The 18,150-nt window shown below is 37.2% G+C and carries 18 protein-coding genes; 4 read left to right on the forward strand and 14 right to left on the reverse strand.

Annotation, left to right across the window (positions count from 1 at the left end; all coding sequences use genetic code 11):
* Positions 1-89 precede the first annotated feature (89 nt).
* From BLP87_RS07480 to BLP87_RS16020, 14 genes are all read right to left on the reverse strand, one after another.
* Positions 90-407 (reverse strand): nucleoside triphosphate pyrophosphohydrolase, encoded by a 318-nt coding sequence (locus tag BLP87_RS07480; RefSeq protein ID WP_074462144.1) that lies wholly within the window; start codon positions 405-407, stop codon positions 90-92.
* On the reverse strand, positions 385-1,521 hold the full coding sequence (locus tag BLP87_RS07485; protein ID WP_074462145.1) for an HNH endonuclease domain-containing protein: 1,137 nt from the start codon (positions 1,519-1,521) through the stop codon (positions 385-387). The genes BLP87_RS07480 and BLP87_RS07485 overlap by 23 nt, the downstream gene beginning before the upstream one ends.
* A gap of 86 nt (positions 1,522-1,607) precedes the next feature.
* A complete protein-coding gene (locus tag BLP87_RS07490) occupies positions 1,608-2,357 on the reverse strand; it encodes a DUF2971 domain-containing protein (protein ID WP_074462146.1) in 750 nt (249 codons plus the stop codon).
* A 56-nt stretch (positions 2,358-2,413) separates the two neighbouring features.
* Positions 2,414-3,559: a YcjF family protein gene (locus BLP87_RS07495; RefSeq protein ID WP_074462147.1), complete on the reverse strand. Its 1,146-nt coding sequence runs from the start codon at positions 3,557-3,559 to the stop codon at positions 2,414-2,416.
* A gap of 118 nt (positions 3,560-3,677) precedes the next feature.
* Entirely contained in the window at positions 3,678-4,328 is a 651-nt protein-coding gene (locus BLP87_RS07500; RefSeq protein ID WP_026668217.1) for a hypothetical protein, read from the reverse strand.
* A complete protein-coding gene (locus BLP87_RS07505) occupies positions 4,321-5,496 on the reverse strand; it encodes an AAA family ATPase (RefSeq protein WP_026668216.1) in 1,176 nt (391 codons plus the stop codon). The genes BLP87_RS07500 and BLP87_RS07505 overlap by 8 nt, the downstream gene beginning before the upstream one ends.
* Before the next feature lie 144 nt (positions 5,497-5,640).
* Positions 5,641-6,474, reverse strand: coding sequence for an AIM24 family protein (locus tag BLP87_RS07510; protein ID WP_026668215.1), 834 nt, complete (start codon positions 6,472-6,474; stop codon positions 5,641-5,643).
* Positions 6,475-6,489: 15 nt separating this feature from the next.
* Entirely contained in the window at positions 6,490-6,705 is a 216-nt protein-coding gene (locus BLP87_RS07515; RefSeq protein ID WP_242871826.1) for a hypothetical protein, read from the reverse strand.
* Between the two features lie 96 nt (positions 6,706-6,801).
* On the reverse strand, positions 6,802-7,473 hold the full coding sequence (locus BLP87_RS07520; RefSeq protein WP_026668214.1) for an HAD family hydrolase: 672 nt from the start codon (positions 7,471-7,473) through the stop codon (positions 6,802-6,804).
* 23 nt (positions 7,474-7,496) lie between these two features.
* A complete protein-coding gene (locus tag BLP87_RS07525) occupies positions 7,497-8,174 on the reverse strand; it encodes a hypothetical protein (RefSeq protein WP_083334526.1) in 678 nt (225 codons plus the stop codon).
* 77 nt (positions 8,175-8,251) lie between these two features.
* Positions 8,252-10,483 (reverse strand): ATP-binding protein, encoded by a 2,232-nt coding sequence (locus tag BLP87_RS07530; RefSeq protein WP_074462148.1) that lies wholly within the window; start codon positions 10,481-10,483, stop codon positions 8,252-8,254.
* A 117-nt stretch (positions 10,484-10,600) separates the two neighbouring features.
* Positions 10,601-10,921 (reverse strand): nucleotide pyrophosphohydrolase, encoded by a 321-nt coding sequence (locus tag BLP87_RS07535; RefSeq protein ID WP_074462149.1) that lies wholly within the window; start codon positions 10,919-10,921, stop codon positions 10,601-10,603.
* Positions 10,922-10,927: 6 nt separating this feature from the next.
* Positions 10,928-12,577, reverse strand: a complete 1,650-nt coding sequence (locus tag BLP87_RS07540) for a DUF2075 domain-containing protein (RefSeq protein WP_074462150.1) — start codon at positions 12,575-12,577, stop codon at positions 10,928-10,930.
* 73 nt (positions 12,578-12,650) lie between these two features.
* The gene (locus BLP87_RS16020) at positions 12,651-12,884 is read right to left on the reverse strand and encodes a hypothetical protein (protein ID WP_074462151.1); all 234 of its coding nucleotides are present in this window, start codon (positions 12,882-12,884) and stop codon (positions 12,651-12,653) included.
* Between the two features lie 190 nt (positions 12,885-13,074).
* Here BLP87_RS16020 and BLP87_RS07550 point away from each other — a divergent pair, with 190 nt between their 5' ends.
* From BLP87_RS07550 to BLP87_RS07565, 4 genes are all read left to right on the forward strand, one after another.
* Positions 13,075-13,986, forward strand: coding sequence for a hypothetical protein (locus BLP87_RS07550; protein ID WP_074462152.1), 912 nt, complete (start codon positions 13,075-13,077; stop codon positions 13,984-13,986).
* A gap of 771 nt (positions 13,987-14,757) precedes the next feature.
* On the forward strand, positions 14,758-15,906 hold the full coding sequence (locus tag BLP87_RS07555; RefSeq protein ID WP_074462153.1) for a GGDEF domain-containing protein: 1,149 nt from the start codon (positions 14,758-14,760) through the stop codon (positions 15,904-15,906).
* Positions 15,907-15,937: 31 nt separating this feature from the next.
* A complete protein-coding gene (locus BLP87_RS07560; protein ID WP_074462154.1) occupies positions 15,938-16,870 on the forward strand; it encodes an HD-GYP domain-containing protein in 933 nt (310 codons plus the stop codon).
* 12 nt (positions 16,871-16,882) lie between these two features.
* A complete protein-coding gene (locus BLP87_RS07565) occupies positions 16,883-18,148 on the forward strand; it encodes a substrate-binding domain-containing protein (protein WP_074462155.1) in 1,266 nt (421 codons plus the stop codon).
* The last annotated feature ends 2 nt before the right edge of the window (positions 18,149-18,150 follow it).

An 18,150-nucleotide genomic window follows, 5' to 3' on the forward strand; every position in this document is an offset into this window, starting at 1 on the left:
TTCTACTCTCACATATATGAGTTGTCAAGCAAAAATTTTTCTAAATTCGAATGGTCTCTTGGGGACGGGGTTTGTGGACCATTTTGCCACTACTCATAAACGGTTTTAAGAAAAATCTTTTCCTTAAACGCTCCTCTTTTTTCCGCCTTCTCTTTTCGCACAGATTCCAATTGCTCAAGCGTGTAGCCCCTGGCTTCAACGACAGCATAAATTACTTCCATTAAGTCCGCAAGTTCTTCTATGTTCTGATCTTTGTGATACTCATTTAGCTCCTCGTCCAATTTCGCATCAAGCATCGCCAAATAATCATCATCCGACAAAATCTCTGTCTTGCATATTCTGCCGTCATTCTTTATAATCTCGGGAATCTTATCCCTGACAAGTTTATTGTGTGTTACTACAGCCATTGTAAATCCACTCCTTAAATCCCAGTGTCTGCGCCGACTCGTATACAGGCTTTATGATATGTTCAAGGCGCTCGATAAAAGCATTCCTGTTAAGTCCATCCGAATATAACTGATTCCGTATCTCCTGATTATTAAGATGATACAGCGCTATCTTATTAAACTCACGCGCCACGATATCATTCTTTGCTTTCAGCTCATAAGCACGATACTCAATGTCGCCAAGTGATCTAAAATACATATCCCAAGAAGGCAAAGAATTACTCTTACTACTATTGATTGACTTTGTTGTCGGATGAAGATTCCAAAGCTCATCATGTGCAACATACTGCCACGGCACAAAATGATCTACAGATATAATCTCGTCTGCCAAAGAAACATCACCATAAATATCTCTGAGCGAAGAATCTATCTGCACAATAATCTTCCAATACTTCCTTACTCGCTCTATATCTCTTGAAGCAGGCGCCTCAATCTTATCCGCAATTCCCGGAACACTCGGATTCTTATTCTGCAAATACTGTATCAGCTTAAGTTGCGCCCAGCCGCGCAATATTTCTTTATGTTTAAAAAGATATTCCGACCACAAGCTGTTTATTTCAATTCGGGTATCAAGTCCGCCTATCAGATCAAAATAGTATATCAACCTACGTTGCCGATTAATTTCATCCGTCAGGTTCTTCTTTGAACCGTTCCACATAGTTCTTTCTATTTTTATCTCATCATAGAAAGGAACCTGCAAACGGTAAGGAACATTCAAAGTCAGATCCGCTTTGTATCTCGCAATGCTCTTATCCTCGGTAGTCTGCAAAAAAGCTATTATCTTCTCTCTTTTCTCCGAAGACATAAAACCATATTCATTATGAATATACTTAACCACTTCCTCGAGATTATCAGTTATCCCAAGCGGCCCCAGACGCAGGTGATATTCAGTCACCATATACCAGGCATCCGCGATCATCTCGTTAATAAGCTCATCAAAAGAAAACCTGTTATTCTTCCCATCCAGTTTCCGCAGTATCGCCTGAAACCAAAAGAACTTGTAACAGTTCGTAGTATTGTCAAAAAGCCTGCTCAAATGCCCAATATTCAATTCATCAGAATGTGGTAACTGCATAGAGCGCCCCTATGAAATCACTGCCGGAATAAATTGTGATTGCAAGTGATGGAATATATGTATCAAACACTAACTTATCAGATTTATCATTTTTCTAAAAATATATATCTACCTTTTCGTAGGGATTTTTCAACATCTAAAATCTTTATTGGCACTCCATTGTAATCATATTCATAATTCAAAGGAAGAGCATTTATATTATAAGACCTGTAACCTACTTTTGTTTTCATTAAAAGCAATTTACTATTTATATTATTTTTTATAAAATCAGAAACTTCGTTTGTTAAGCCATGTCCCAAAATAACTCCACACAAATCACCATCTTTAAATTGTAAATACTTCTTTGATGATTTCGTGATCATTCTCCACTCCTTTTCGTAGCTCCATCTTATCTCTTTCTTATAAAAACTATTTCTAATAAGTTTTGTTAACGCCCTATCTGATTTAACATATTCCTCTTCTCGTTCTTGACAATACTCAACTTCCCCAATTTCTCCAAATACCCCTTTTGTAGAAAAGCACAGGCATACACCTTTATATCCATTTGCATAATGTGCCCAAAGTTGAGGATTATTCCACTGTTCTGATAATGATAAAACTTTAAATTTCTCTTTTTTATCCTTGATAAACATATCTTCCTCATCTGCAGCCAAGGACATCGAATATCCTGCATATGCATCAGTAGAAATACTAATTATCTGCCCTTCTAACGGATCATTAAGCTGATTATATGTTGGAAGAAAAATTCTATTATTATTTATTATATCCAATAGTCTTATAAGGTCAGTAATTGAGCTTACTCCCTTATATTTGTATATAAAACTGGGTTTCTCCATTTCATTATCCTCTATAAGCATTGCGCATGTTATTTTGCAAATGCAATATCAATTATTTATTGTTTTCTGAACGCATTCTTTATTGCCTCTACAATCTGCTTCTTATCAGCTCCATCAGAGATTTCTTCCAAAACTTTTGTAAGTTTTGTAATAAAACTTTTGGCAAATTTAGATTCAATAAACTTTGTAATCCAATCAATATCATCAAGCGTTTTGTTTCCTAAATATACTTGTTCAAAAGCATAAATTGTCCCTTCTCCTATTGCCGCAACAAAACCTCCTGCTATAACTGCATTAACAACGCTTGCCGCAAGATTTAAGCCCGGAATTGCTTTCAAAGCAATTATTGCGTTTCTTGCAACTGCACTCACCGTGCCAACTTCAATGATAATACTGATAAACTTCTTACTTCTCTCATCCTTCTTTATTCCATAAATCGAAGCTATTGCATTTACTTCTGCAATTTCAGTTGGTGATAAAATCATTGCGTCTGGGAACGGAATAGGAACTGCTCCGACAACTACTCCCGCAGTAGTCGCTACTCCAACAACAGACTGCGCCATCAATCTCCTGCGCTGTAATTTATATGAATTGACATCATTAATTGCTGCCTTTTTTCCATCAGGTAACAATGCAACTGTCTTCTCTATAAGTTCCGGTATTCCATACGGTGCAGCAAAAGCGTCATCATTAAGCACATATGTTGCTGCAACAACCGGAATGATCTCACGAAGATTTGCTCCTGCTTTTTTCTGCCTGTAAAATACCTTTTTAACCAATTCAATATTCTGATCACGTTCCGGCACAGAATACGATTTTGTAATAACAACAATAATCGGAACTGATTTCCAAATACTTGTTGCTCTCATAAGATTTTTGATAGTATCATCAAATAGTTTACTGGAAGTTCCATCAATGCAGAACCAAATCACATTAATATTATGATCCTCATCCGTAACACTCTGCTTAGACCATTTCTGTACTTCCTGAATAACCTTCATTTTCTTGATAAAAGATGGTTCAAATCTCGCTGTATCTACAAGCCTCAAACCAATCTCTTCGTTCAAATATATATGTATATTCTTTGTAGTTCCCTCATACCCAATTCCGGTTTCTGCATCTTCTGTTCCGATAACCGCATTTATCAGTGTCGACTTGCCAACACCTGAATTGCCTATAACCAGAACATTTCCCATCTCCATAAGTGAACCTCCAAATATGACAATGTAAAGGCTGTTTTATACTAATGTAAAAAACCAAGACTTAATACTCCTAGTGAACAGGGTTTGTTGACCATTTTGCCGCTACTCACAAACGCTTTTACCAATCAATAACCTCAAAAAACTCTTCAATATTGCTATTCCTTTTATTCACCGCTTCCTTATCATAATCTGTCTTCTTAATTTTTATATCAAAAATCTTTTTCTTGATCTCATATTTATTGGAAATCATTTTTTCCTGCTTCTTAATTGACTCAAGCAAGTTCATGTAAGACTTCTTCCCTGTATTAAGAAACTCATATACATCTTCATTTCGCTTAAAAGCAGAAATATCTTTAAACTTCCAAGCATTGACAATATAATTCTTAGTATCCTGCCCCTTATATTCCGCATCATGTAAACAAGCTACATACTCAAAATCAGGGTTATCTGCGATCAAAAAATGCGGTGTATTTCCCTTCTTATTTTGTATCACGCAATACTCCAGCAGCTTCAAGAAGTTTTCCTGCTCACCGGGTATAGTTTTAATCCTGTCAGCATCAACAATAATAAACTTAGCAAGATAATTGGTCTGCGCCTCTTTTCTAATCTGCTTCAAAAAATTAGAATATCCACCACCGTGCATATTAATAGGCTTTAGAACAAGTTCGACACCCTGCTTCTTACGCATCTTGTCAATGTAATTATACTCCGTATCACCTTCGCAAAAAATGGCATACCTTTTCTTTAGTATCCTCTCTTTTCTACTCAAAAGCCGTACCTCCCAATATTCCTTTCATATAAAACTCATATACCTTAGCAGTCTCATACCGCACTTCAGGAAAATCCGAAAGTGAATACAGCTCAGAAGTAAGACTATCCTTACTCTTGGTAACAAAATAAATCTGTTCCTTCATATAAGTCTTGAGATTCAAATGCAGTACATTATGCGTAGAAAAGATAAATTGCCCCTTGTGTTCCTCTCCATTAACAAAAGCAATCACTCTGTCTGAGAGTATAGGATTCAGTACCCTGTCCATCTCATCGGCAAATACAACCCTGTTCTCATAAACCACTCTGAAAATCTGAACAGCCCATGCAAAAAACTCCCTGACACCTGTAGAATCCTGCTGCAGTTCCCTACGAATTTCATTACCATCAGAATCTTTTCTGATAATCAGCGATTTACCGTAAGGTTTATCATTATCAACTTCAACCCCTGAAATACTGTAATCAACCATGCGGAAAATATCTATAAAACGCGGATCGCGCATGACTTTGATATCTTCATCTTTATTAAAAGGATTTCCGTCATGATCTTCAGGAACAGCTCCCGGAAGCAAAACATTCTTGAACCAGCTTGTTGTCTCGCTCGCGTCTTCATTGCCAAGTAGCGCAAGCTTGCTTATGAAAAGTCCGTAACTGTTATTGCTGTTTTTCAAAGCAACATCCAGTTCCGAAACCTTCCCCTCTTTCTTCTCATATTTTCCGTCCTTATCTCTGCACACAGAAAAAAGACAAGAAAAAGCTCCTTTACGCTTGCTCTGCTTATATAGTGCTTCACTTGTAATTCCAATCGAATCAATTCCAAGGGAATACTTGTAGCATTTTCCCTGTTCTGATATAAAGCATATTTCAAATCTCTGCTCAGGATTCTTATCAGTAAGATAACTGGAGACATTAACAAATGCACCAACCGACTGAACCTGCAAATTGTAATCTATCAGCGATTTCAAAAATTTAAGACTACCAATAAAATTAGACTTACCACCCGCATTTTCACCTACTATCACTGCAGTTTTCAAAAGATCGTAGCCCACATCCGAAGAAGTGTAATTGTCCGGATATCTAGTCTTCACCTTACTGTTAGGCGCTTCCATACTGAATTCACTCTCAACATTAAAAGAACAAAAATTATTGAACTTAAAACTTATCAGCATCCTTTAATCTCCTTTTCGATGCCTCTATTATAGCACAAAAGTTTTTGCCTAAACCAGATTTTTGATTTAGGTAAAAACTTTTTAAGTTTTTTCATTATGAAGGCACCTAGTAAAACCAAAATATCGTTTAGCAAAAACCGTCTTTTATTTTCCTAATGTATTGCTTGTTATAGCTGCTGCCTTTGCTGCGATAGAATTTGTGGCCGCATATAATGAGCTTGTAGGTGCAACAGGACTCATCAAAACCTTTCCGGTACCTCTATATACATTCACAAGTCCTTCTCCACTGGCTGCAGAGCCAATCAATGTCTTTGTCGTTCTCTCTACAGTAAATTCAAGATTTGAAGACCAGCACACAGCAAGATTTCCATCAATCTTCAATGTGTCATTGTTGAGATCAACTTCGATAAGCTCGTTATATGGAACATTACTTTCAAGCGCAGCAACACCTGAACCAGACAAGCTTAGATTAAAAAGACCTTCTCCTCCAAGCGCAGCCGAAGAAAGATTCTTTCTTGCAACAACACTTGTCTTTACGGTTCCCGAGCATGCGTAGAACATTCCGTCTTCAATAGTCATTCCTGCGCCCCACTGCGCAACATCAACCAGAATAATGTATTTATATGTGGGTTCCAAAACAAGCCAACCGTTTCCTACATATTCAGGCTTTATTGCTGACTCACCCGTAACAGCACCTTTCACGATCTTACCAAGCAAATCTCCAACTCCCTTAACTCCGGTGGTCGCATTTACATTTCCTGCCATCCACTGCATTGCACCTGCCTGAATAATCGCTGAATGATTATCATCAAGCTCAATCGCAACCTGCCTTCTGTGCACTCCCATCTTACTCATAAAGTACTCAGTTGAAGCATTTGCCGGAGATACGCTACTGTCCAGCATATACTCAAGCACATGAAAATTTCCGTTGTTCTCAACAAACTTCCTTGTTTCGTTTTCAAAATTCTTAATGTTCATATTGTGTCCTCCGGTTTATGATTCTGAAATTACTTTATCCCTTAGTTTTTGCTGTTCTTTTGTATTTTCTTCACTCTTATCAGAGAAAAGAAAACGAGGCGAGCCACTACCTTGATTGCACAGCTTATTAGCAAGCTCATCTAAACTCTCTGTTCCAAATAAATTGTACTCCTCTTCGGTTATTTCAAAATACTCGTCATACCATGCAACCCACGTAACAACGCATGCCATAACAAATTTGTCGATACTTGGTATTTATCCGACACGATATAGCTTTTCATTGCGAATCTTCTCGTTTTCCAGCTTCATAGTGTCCTCATTTTATTATCAATCATTTATAATCCCACACAGCTCTGTAAGCGATTTAATCCTCTTAGCTCCTTCCGGCACAGAAGCATATTGTTTTTTTCTGTCAATTAGTACTACTGCCATCCCTTCTTTCATAGGTCCGATTACATCATCATCCAAGGAGTCTCCGACAAAAAGACATTCTTCCGCTTTCCATTTTGTTCTGTGCAAAATCTCCGAATAGAATTTGACATTCGGTTTATAGCACCTTAGTATCTCAGACGTAAATATCGGATTTATGCGTTCCAGTGATGTACCTTCTATATTATGTAGCAAAGGAGCTGTGTCTGTTGTTGAACCTATAGCAATAATGTAATTTTCGCTCAATTTATCAATAACACTCTCAGTTTCCTCAAAGAGCTTTCTATCAACAAGTGAATCAAGCATAGGTTTTATCGCAGTTTTCGGATCACCTGTTATGCCGTACAGTTCAAACATCTTTTCAAGATCTTTAACGAATATCTCTTCCTCCGTTATAAATTCTTCAAGTGAAAAGATATTTTCCCTATGTATCTTTTTCCATTTCTTATAGATTTCATCCGCATCTTCTGCAAGATCGTATTTACTGAAGATTGCTTTGGTCGCATCAACAGAACCGGTGCCTGTTGAAATTAGTGTGCCGTATGCGTCAAATATTATGTTTTTAATCATTGGGAGCCTCTTACCTTAAATATTCACCTACTCAATTCGATAACCAGGTCTTTATATCGCTCAGTCTTATTCTGAATGTCCTCTTCTGACACGCCATAGTATTTATATATATCCTTGTAAACACTATTAAACATCTTCATAAATTTCTTGCTTCCCTGTGCTCCTGCAGCAAGATAATCATTATTCTTCTCAATTATAATATGCATAGAATCATCATTATCTTTCCCTTTTTTTACATACTTATGGAAATCTATATCAAAAACATCCCGCGGAATTGAATCAGCAATCTCTTTTTCCTTTTTTATCTTCTCATTCAATCGAATAAGCATTTCTTCTGCATCATCTGTTATATCAAAATCCAAATCAATATCCCGCCCTTGAGCCAGATCGGATCTATACTTAAAAAGAAATGCCGTACGTGTTTCCTCATATTCAAACTCGAACTCAGTTCGATCTACTTCCACAAAACCATACCTGCTTTTAATATATTCCTCAACTTCATCTAAGCTATGCACACCGGATCTAATACTTTTTTCAATAAACCACCTTTTTATCCTATATGAAAAAGACATTATTCTCTGCGGTAGTGTCTGTTTCTTTGACTTATCACAAATAAATATAGATGTAGGGCCATCAGCACCGCCTATAATTTCAAAATGCTCATCTTCCATAATTCCTTTCATCTCCTCTTTACCCTGCATGCTTTAAGTGCTTCTTTCCAAATAGTCCTAAACTATAATTATCATATTAATTAGTAAGATGTAGATGCCACAATATACTATGCTGATAAAGCACTTGCTTTTTGATATGCATCATACAAATGATGAAGCGACATATCAAGAATTGGCTCGAACATAAATGAATTAAGATGTATATTTTCAGGTGTTATCATCGAAACTATTTCCATCAGACCCATTTTATCGTCATTAATATGCTGTTTATATGCTGATTTCAACCTGCCACTCTGATTAGATTTCGTATTAATATCAGCAACAATATCTACACCATTAGGAACAGTATTGATAATTTTTTCTTTCATATAAACTTCTGCTTTCTGTCTAAGCGCCATAGCTAAAATCAATTTATTCTCAATAGCAATACTTTCAGTATCTACAATTTTATTAGCCTCAGCAAAAATTATATCTAGTATTTTTTCATCTTCTCGTCCATCTGCAAATGTTGCATTCATATTTTTACACCAATACTTATTAAAAATATCCTCTACTTGCTTATATGTAATAGTATTGGAATCATCTTTATTGTGCAAAATACTTGTTAATAACAAATAATCTTCATTCTTTGTTCCTTCGGTATATTCTATCAAATTTCTAACAAAAGGAATCGAGGCTACAACAATATTATCGCTATCTGGATTATTCAACCTTTTCTTATAAGAACCAAATAAATTGGTAATATATTGTCCCTTTTCAAAATTAATCTCACCACCATTTGAAAAAGCAATAAATGAATTGTTCCTGTTTGTAATCCTAGAACCAATCGTTCTATAAAAATCAAAATTATGCGTTAAAACAAGTATCTTAAATGCCCTCTTACCACTAGATGTTTTCACCTCGGATATATCCTTAATATACTCTATAATTGCATACTTATTACGGTAATCAAAAGACTCTGATACATCATCTAATATCAGTAAACACTCTTTATCCTTTTTTTCAGCTACTAGCACCTGAAAAATCATATTAAGTATATAATATGCGCGCTTTTCTCCTGTGCTTAAAACCTCTAACATATTTTCTTTAGTTACTTCTAAAGAGTCATGTTCATCTCTAAAAATGTACTTAAAACTTGGCATTGCTGACTTCAAAATAACATCTTCTTTATTAGAAGTTTCAATATCAAAAGGAACATAAAAACGTTGTTTGAACTGACTAAGCGCAATATTCCAATCTGTTGTTTCCTTTTTGGCCTCATCATTTAGTTTAATTAAATCTGCTTCTGCTTTTTTTATCTCAGACAATAAATCATTTACATCTCCTGATAAAGTCTCAAACACTTTCACCCAAATTTTCTTTTTGAACAAATCAACATCCTTATACTCAATAACCAGATCAGGATTATCTCGTAATAGACCTGCAAATGCCTGCGTATCCTTATTTTTTTGAAGTGATTTATTAATCTGCTCAAACGCAGACTTTACTGCAGCAGAATTTAAAACTCGTTCCTTCTCCTTTTGAATCAAATCATCAAGTTCTTCTAATGTTTTAACCGTAATTGATTTAGAACCGTCTTTAGCCATTAAAGTTACATTATTCTTTGCTTTAAAAAAACCATTTGTTCCCAACGTTGTGCATATTACGCCATAATTATTATGGTCTATAATACCTTTTTGCATATAAGGTGACTTATCAATTATTGCATTATATTGTTTCTCATAGTTTTCCAATAATTTAGCTGTATTACCAGTCTTTACCATTTGTATTGCTTTATCATTAAATAATTCATCATATTTCACTTTTTTCACGGTAGAAGAACAATCCATTGTTGAATCGCCTATAAGCGAAAAAATTTTTTCAAAACACTCCTTTTCCTTACTTATATCATATCCCCAATCACCTAACATAGTGCTTTGCGGATTAAAAACGCTTCTTTTTCCAAAGCCCAATTCCTCTTTGATTTTTTCATATAACTTTTCTTTTTTCTCATCAATCCCCTTGTGTATACTAATATATTTTTTTCTCAACTTCGGATTAGCCATTAATAATCCCTGCTCAGAAAAATCTTCTTCATCAAAAGGATTAATAACCATAATGTCATTTGGATTAATTGGTAAACCAGCTTCATCCGTAATCGAATAGTTACATATTCTTCCAAAAACTAATTCTCTTGGTTCTTCCCCTTCTCTTAAATCTTTAAACGTTTTAGCAAGCGAAGACTTCATTGTTCCATTTGGTGCGTATATTATCGCAACATTATTATTTGAATAATCTATAAAATGATTCATTTTCTGTATTCCATAACAATTAGCTAACTCCATTTTTATTTTTTCCATCCTGTTCCTCCAAAAGTTTCAAAAATATACGTGTTTACGCTGTTTAATATTGCCCAAAATAATCACTTTTTCTTCCATTACACACCTCCATTCTAGCAGTCCTTCTGTTCGCATTTTTTACAACTCCGTATACTTCTTACTACTCCCAAAGCTCTTTTCCACAGGGTACTTCTCCCTGTTCTTCACAATCTTGTCCATCACGGCATCCTCGATGTTAATTCCCATCTTATCTGCCATAAGAATGCAATAATTCACGATATCGGCCAGCTCTTCCGTTGCTGCCTCCTTGTCATAATCGGTGCTCCACTGGAAACATTCGAGTAGTTCTGCTGCCTCGATTGAGATGCTCTTTGCAAGATTCTCCGGCGTATGGAATTGATCCCAGTTTCGCTCCTCTGTAAATTTGATAACTTCTCTTTTTACCTGTTCAAAATCCATCTCACATCAAAACCTTTCTACATAATTAAGGAAATACTCCCGAAGCGCGTCATCGCACACGTACAGATATGTCCCTTTTATGCCTCTTGTCATGAGGACGTAATATATATTTCGGATATACTCATTAAGTTCTTCATCCGTCGCGGACTGCTTACCTCTTTTATCAAAATAAGATGATCTGTCTACATATATCTTCTTCGCAGTTTCGTCATATCTGATGTCTTTTCCCAAAATAATGAAACCGTAATTGAGGTCATAGCCTGCGCTTGTGTGAATGCATCCGACCTCATCCAATGCACCTTCACTGTTTATCCAGTTATTAAGGCAATGATTCCACCTTTTGCCGATGCCATCAATCTCAATGTCATAAGCTGTTTTGTCATTCTTTGTTTTCCACTCCCATGCGTATCCTGCCAGCATACGACAAAGCTCCAGCTCTTTTTCTTTTATATAAAGCTGCTTGTTGAAATCTTCGAACTTTGTAAAAATCTTGAAGTCATAATTTGAAAACGTCTGCCTTGAAATACATGCGTCATGTAGGATGTCATTCACATAATTGATATACTCTTCACCGCCTGCAACTCTCATCTGCATCTTCAGATAATGCTTCGCATACGCAATCATACGATTCTTTATGCCAAGCCGGTGCTTTACTTTATTTTTAAAAACTTCCAAAGGAGTACCCGAAGGGCCTGACAACTGATCGGGATCAAAGAAAAACACAGGTGTTTTTGCAATCTTTAAAACCCAATCAAGCTCTGTCGCATCTTTAGGAAGTCCAAGCTTGGTATTATTATTGTCATGCGCCTGATACCCGACTATGCTACGCCTAACCTGCAATTTCTGAGCTTCATCAACAAAAAGAATATCCCAACTTCCGCCGTTTACCGCCTCCGAAGCGCCCATAACATCTTTTGCGGCAAGTCCTTCAATCTTTTTGAAAAGATTCTTAAGCGTTGCCCTTAAAGATGTCTGCGGAATTATGATACCCATCTTCTTTTCACGAAAAGGGTATTCATGTGTCTTTTCATCCTGATAATCTCTGAGATACTTCATAAGATAAACTGCCACTATCGTTTTTCCTGTGCCGGGACGGCCTTCCACAACAATCGGAGCATTCTTATCTTCTCGAATCTCAGTGATAATCTCATCTGCGAGCTTTTTTTGATCTTTATTCAATTCTTTAAATGGAGAATACTTGTAGAACTCGCTATTCTTGATCCACTCAAGGGAATGATCAGCGAGATGATGATTTATCAGCTCATTCCACAGCTGTTCAAAGGTATCGTCATAATCTGATTTTCTGAAATAATTCTTGTTGGCGATACCATCGTTTTTATTGGTTATTATAAATTTACCGTCTGCGGAAACAAACTGAATCAGCTTGGATTCATAGTCAAATGTCGCAGACTGATTGAATCTTTCTGAATATATAAAATGAACTTGCTTAAATTCTCTTTTCTCGTGATTGTTATAATGCTGCTTCATCCTTTCGGAAACATTGGTGGATTCACCAATATAGATCTTTTTTCCATTCTCAAGGATATAAAGCATAGGCCAGTTGCTTAGAAAATCATCATTTCCATAATTGTCGCTCGGAAATTTATGATTTGAAATCACATAAAGTATTTCCTGTGTCTGATCTGATGTAGTCATGTAGCCGCTCCGCTTTTTTTGATTATTGTAAAGCTGTGGTGCACACTAAAACAATTTATTCACTGTATAAAAATCAGGTAATATCTTCTTTCTTCAAAAGTTCGACAGCTTTGTGATACTCCTCTACAGTTGCATCGCAACCGTCGCATGCATCTTCAAATGAAAAATGATACTTATCCATCATCTTCTGAACTGCACTTACAAGTCTCTTCGCATCACCATATCGACTTCCTTCTTTTATACCTTCTTTTATACCTTCTCTTCTTCCTTCTTCAATTTTCTCTCTATCTCGCATTAGAAGTGTCATATACTCCACCTCTTTCATTGCACTTAACTGAATTCACTTCGTTAAGTGACTCATATACATTATATCAAATCTAGTGCTGCTGTCATCAAATACCTAGACCTTTTTGCGAATCGCATAAATTGTACTATTTTTGCAAGGGATGTATAATCAATCACACGGAAAGAAAGATGAATCAAGATAGGAGCATTTAATGAAAAAAAGAATTACTAACCCAATTTTAATATATGCATTATGTCTTATCGTAGCTACTTCAACAGGCTGCGTAAGCCAAACAGACGAAAACAACGAAAATGCAACGGCAGATTTATCGCACACGGGCTCTGAATTGTTAAATAAAGAAAATCAAGAACAGGTAAATAATTCTGAAAGCACTCAGACCAATTCTCTTATTAGCAGAAAATATGTAAGAGAAGACAACGATGTAATCTTCGGTGAGGAAGTAAGCTTTGAAACGTCTTACACTTTCTTTGAAGAAAATAATGGCGTTTTTTGCGAAAACTACGATGTCGGAGGGGTACGAAGTTTTACCTATGACGAAAAAAAGATCTATTATTGCGATGGAACTTCATATGATTACACTATCGAAGGTGATGTTTTAAATATTGATGGTGAAGATGGTCTTGTATCCTTTGAAAAAAAGGTTGAAACAGGTCCGATATATGAAGGTGACTTCTCTGAGTTTGAAGGAACATACAAAACGACTTCCAATACCAATGATTCATTTGGCGGTGGGGACATCATACCGGATGTTATCCTCAACTCGGATGGCATTATTACAGGTGGTTATGATACTGATATTCTTGAAATGCACAAAGAAAATAATGTGAATACTTTTGAAAATCAAAAGCCTATATACGTGACAAAATGGAATGACGGCAGCTATTACTGTGTAGTCAGCTTTTTATCGGATTCCTTCTTAGATGAAGATGGAGAAAACTGCGGAGGCTTTGTTGAATTGGCATATCGCATATATCCCAAGGATTCCAATTCGGAATTTGCTTCCTATTCTGATTATTCTAATGATTACGTCTATATCCAACTGTATGAATTTGGTGGCGGTGTTTACAATCCTGTATTTTACAAATCCGATACCCCTCAGTAAGCAAGTGCGGATTTCTGCAATTTCATTTTATCTATGTTTTTTTGCTTCTAAACAGCTGTTTTTCTCATATTTACAGATAGATTGCTTCATACACACTTTTTCTATCTGTGTTTTTTCGCCTCATATCTGCTATTTCTACACATTTTCACAGATAAATTGCCTCATACATACTTTTCTATCTGTGTTTTTTCGCCTCATATCTGCAGTTTCTACACATTTTCACAGATAAAGCGTTTCATACATACCTTTTCTATCTGTGTTCTTCATTTCACTATAAGAATCAGGTAATAAATTCTTACTTCTTCAAAAGTTCGACAGCTTCATGATCCGCCTCTACAGCCCCAACCCCAAATATTAAAATGATAATTCCCCTACATTGTATCAAATCCGATGTACTGACGCGATGACTTTTGATCAATTGCGATGTGTAGGATTTGAGGATCAAAATTCATCTTGTCAGTACACTATCGCCAAGCAACAAAAAATATGAATTCATCCTAAATTGATGCCTTTCACACCGATCAAAAAACATGTAAAGCAACAAAAATCCTGAAAGTGCATCAGTTTCGATGCTCAGAACGCTGTAATACCTTCATGTGAAGCATCAAATAATATGAATCCATCTTGATTTGATGCTCTTCACCTAAATAAAAAATGTCGTAATAAAATCCCCCTAACCAATTCATTCTATTTCGCATTTCCCATAAATAGCGTATAATTATACTGTAAATAGTTAGTTTTTGATGGTAATACCGTCTGTGAGGTCTGACTATGTATTGGCAAAAAATAAACTACTACGGTTTTGAGAAAAATCGCTATGATGATTGCCAAAACCTTATAAATGATACGAATTATACGCATCTGCTGATAATAAACAGCTGGCTTCTTTTGCTGACCATAACTTTCATGGTTCTGTGTCTTTTGAACGAGTTTGGCGTGACACGAAGAAATTTCAACATGTTCTACTCGTTCATGTTCTTGTCTCTGGTCTTTGAAGTCATCCTTATAACGCTCAAAAAAGTGTGCATACGCTATACATCTTTCTTTGTTCACGCAAATATCATCATACTTGTTGCTTTTGGAATATACTCATCGGTCGCACAGCCCTATCTGGCCGCGACTACATTTCTTGTTATGGTTGTTCTTCTTTCTGTCACATATATAGACACCATGATAAGATTCACTGTTCTTCTTATCTTTTACAGCAGCATCTTTTTGTACACTTCATTCAGGTTCAAGCCCAACTCCCTTGCTGACCTCGATATGTATAACATAATCGTTTACCTTATTCTCTCAATTATTTTTCACTACACTTTCCAGCACAATAAAATGACTCAGTTCTACACACTTCAGAAGAATATTCAGATCCAACGCGATCTTGAGATACGCTCAAGCTTCGATACTTTGACAGACCTTCTAAACAGAGCCCGCTTTTTTGCAATAGCCGACCAGATCATAAAATCTGAAAGTAAGCGCAGCGAGTTTATTGCTATAGCCCTGATGGACCTTGATAAGTTCAAAGAAATAAATGACAGACTCGGGCATCAGATGGGCGACAAGGCAATCCAAACGGCATCACACATCATAATTGAAGCTCTTAATATCGATATGTTTGAGAAATGGTCTTTTTCAGAAAGAGCCGTGCATGAAAAATTCAGTTTTGCCGGAAGGCTTGGCGGTGACGAGTACATAATGCTCATACGCGGACAAAAAAACATCGAAGCCGTGACATCGCTCTTAAATTCAATCCTTAGCACTCTAAACGCAGTGCATATCGGAGAACTAAGCGGAATCAACGCATCCTTGGGTGTTACCGGCGTATCAGACAATGATCAAGACATGGATTCAATCTATAAACGCGCCGATGAAGCACTTTACAGATCCAAGAAACAAGGAAGAAACCGAATCACTGTAAGCTGAAGCTTTCCCTTTTTCCATGAGGAGTTCAGATATGATTATTGTTGTAAAATCCCTTATTTTATGCGGAATCATTATAGTTGCATACACCACGCTTGAATGCATATCCTTTTTTGCCTTTCACAGAGACATAATCACTTCGTTTGCAGGCAGGCAAAAAAAGATTCTCTACGCTTCATTCGGTCTCTATATATCAATCTGTCTTTTCTTTATCGTCACACTGGTAATAAGCCGCGACAGCATCTTGAACGGTATCATAGTGATCGCTATATCCATGATACTTTTTCTTTTCACCAATTGGATATTCACCGTCATTACAAGTGTTAAGTCAAAGACAAAAGAAATCGCCGAAAGCCTTATCGGCATGATCGAAGCGCGCGACACAAACCTTGACGGTCATTCCATACATGTTATGGAGATTGCCATGCTCATTTACGAATACCTTCCGTACAAGTACAAGAAAACAATTCAGCCCGAAAATCTGCGCTACGCCTCTCTTTTTCTTGATGTGGGTAAACTCGGAATTCCAAGCAAAGTCCTGAACAAACCGGGAAAACTTGAAAGCGAAGAATGGGATCTTATAAAAAAACACGCAGACATCGGCGTACAAGTGCTTAAACATATCAGCTCTTTTGACAATATATCCGACTGGATACTGTATCATCACGAACGCATTGACGGAAACGGCTACTACGGACTCAAAGACAAAGAAATCCCGCTTGCATCAAGGATCATAGCCGTTGCCGACACCTATTCCGCAATTGTAATGGTCAGATCCTACAAGCCATCAAGATCCTACGATGATGCCGTCGGTTCACTTAAAATTGCCGCAGGCTCACAGCTTGATAAAGAACTCGTCAAAATATTCTGCTCAATCCCCCGCGAGAAAGTCGAGGGTTGCACCAAACACGTCAAAGATATGATGGCTCTTTTCCTCACAAATGATTTCAGGGAAGACAACCTATAAGGAGACGATAATATGAATCTTGGAAAAAAAATTTTACCACCCATTCTTTTAGCCTTCGCAGTAACATCCTCGGCTTGCGCAGAAACTGCAAGCACTTCAATGATGAACGATGCAATTATCTCCAACAAAGATAAGCCTGTTGTCTGGTTTAACAGACAGCCTTCAAACAGCGAGACCGGTGAACCTGATTATGAAGCAATAACTTTCAACAAGCATACTTATTACGTCGGTGCCGACACCGAGCAGGGTGCAGCGCTTCAAGGCGAAATGATCATCAAGTATATATCTGAATGCGATTCTTCGCTCGACAGAAACGGCGACGGCATAATCGGATATGTTCTTGCCATAGGCGATGACGGACACAACAGTTCTGCCTCAAGAACCCGCGCAGAAAGAAAAGCCTGCGGAACTGCCGTAAAAAAGAATGATGTGATAATTTCAGACGCTGTGGAATTAAACCTCGACGGAAGCTCCAATATCGTACAGGACGGCCATGTCACGTTAGAGGGAAAAGATTATATTATTAGAGAACTTGCATCAAAAGAAATGAAATCTCCCGACGGTGCAACCTGGAATGCAGACGCTGCAGCTGTTGCGCTCGATGAATGGGTAAAACAGTTTGGTGATGATATAGATGTTATTATTTCCAGCAACGACGGAATGGGACTTAAAATGTTTGATAACTGGGCACACAGCAACGGTGTTCCCGTATTTGGATATGATGCAAACGGTGATTGCGTAGCTGCAATTAAGGACGGCTTTTGCGGAAGCATCAGCCAACGAGCCGAAGTTCAGGCATATATGACACTTCGCATTATAAGAAACTGCCTTGACGGAGTAGATGCAAATACCGGAATCGCTACAATAGATGAGGCAGGCAACGTGCTTAATGAAGCTGACTTTTACTATGCCGACAGGGAACGCGCCTTTAAAGCACTAAATCTTGCCGTAACAGAAGACAACTATCAGTCTCATCTTGATCCACGTGCCACTTACGATATGGTATCTCATCAGCTCGATGCCAAAACGCATCCAAGGAAAAAGGTGTGGATCAACATCTACAGCGACAAAGACGATTTTCTCAGCCAGACATACCAGCCGCTTCTGCAGCAGTATGCCTACACGCTCAATCTTGATGTTACCATCGTTATCGGAAACGGATATGACGAATCAAGCATCACTTCGCAGCTGCCCAATCCGTCCGAGTATGATGCATATGCGATCAATATGATAAAGACCGATCATGCAAAGATTTACATGGATCTGCTGTCCAAGTAAAC

Origin of the sequence: Butyrivibrio hungatei (genome assembly GCF_900101605.1) — a bacterium.
GTDB lineage: Bacteria > Bacillota > Clostridia > Lachnospirales > Lachnospiraceae > Butyrivibrio > Butyrivibrio hungatei_B.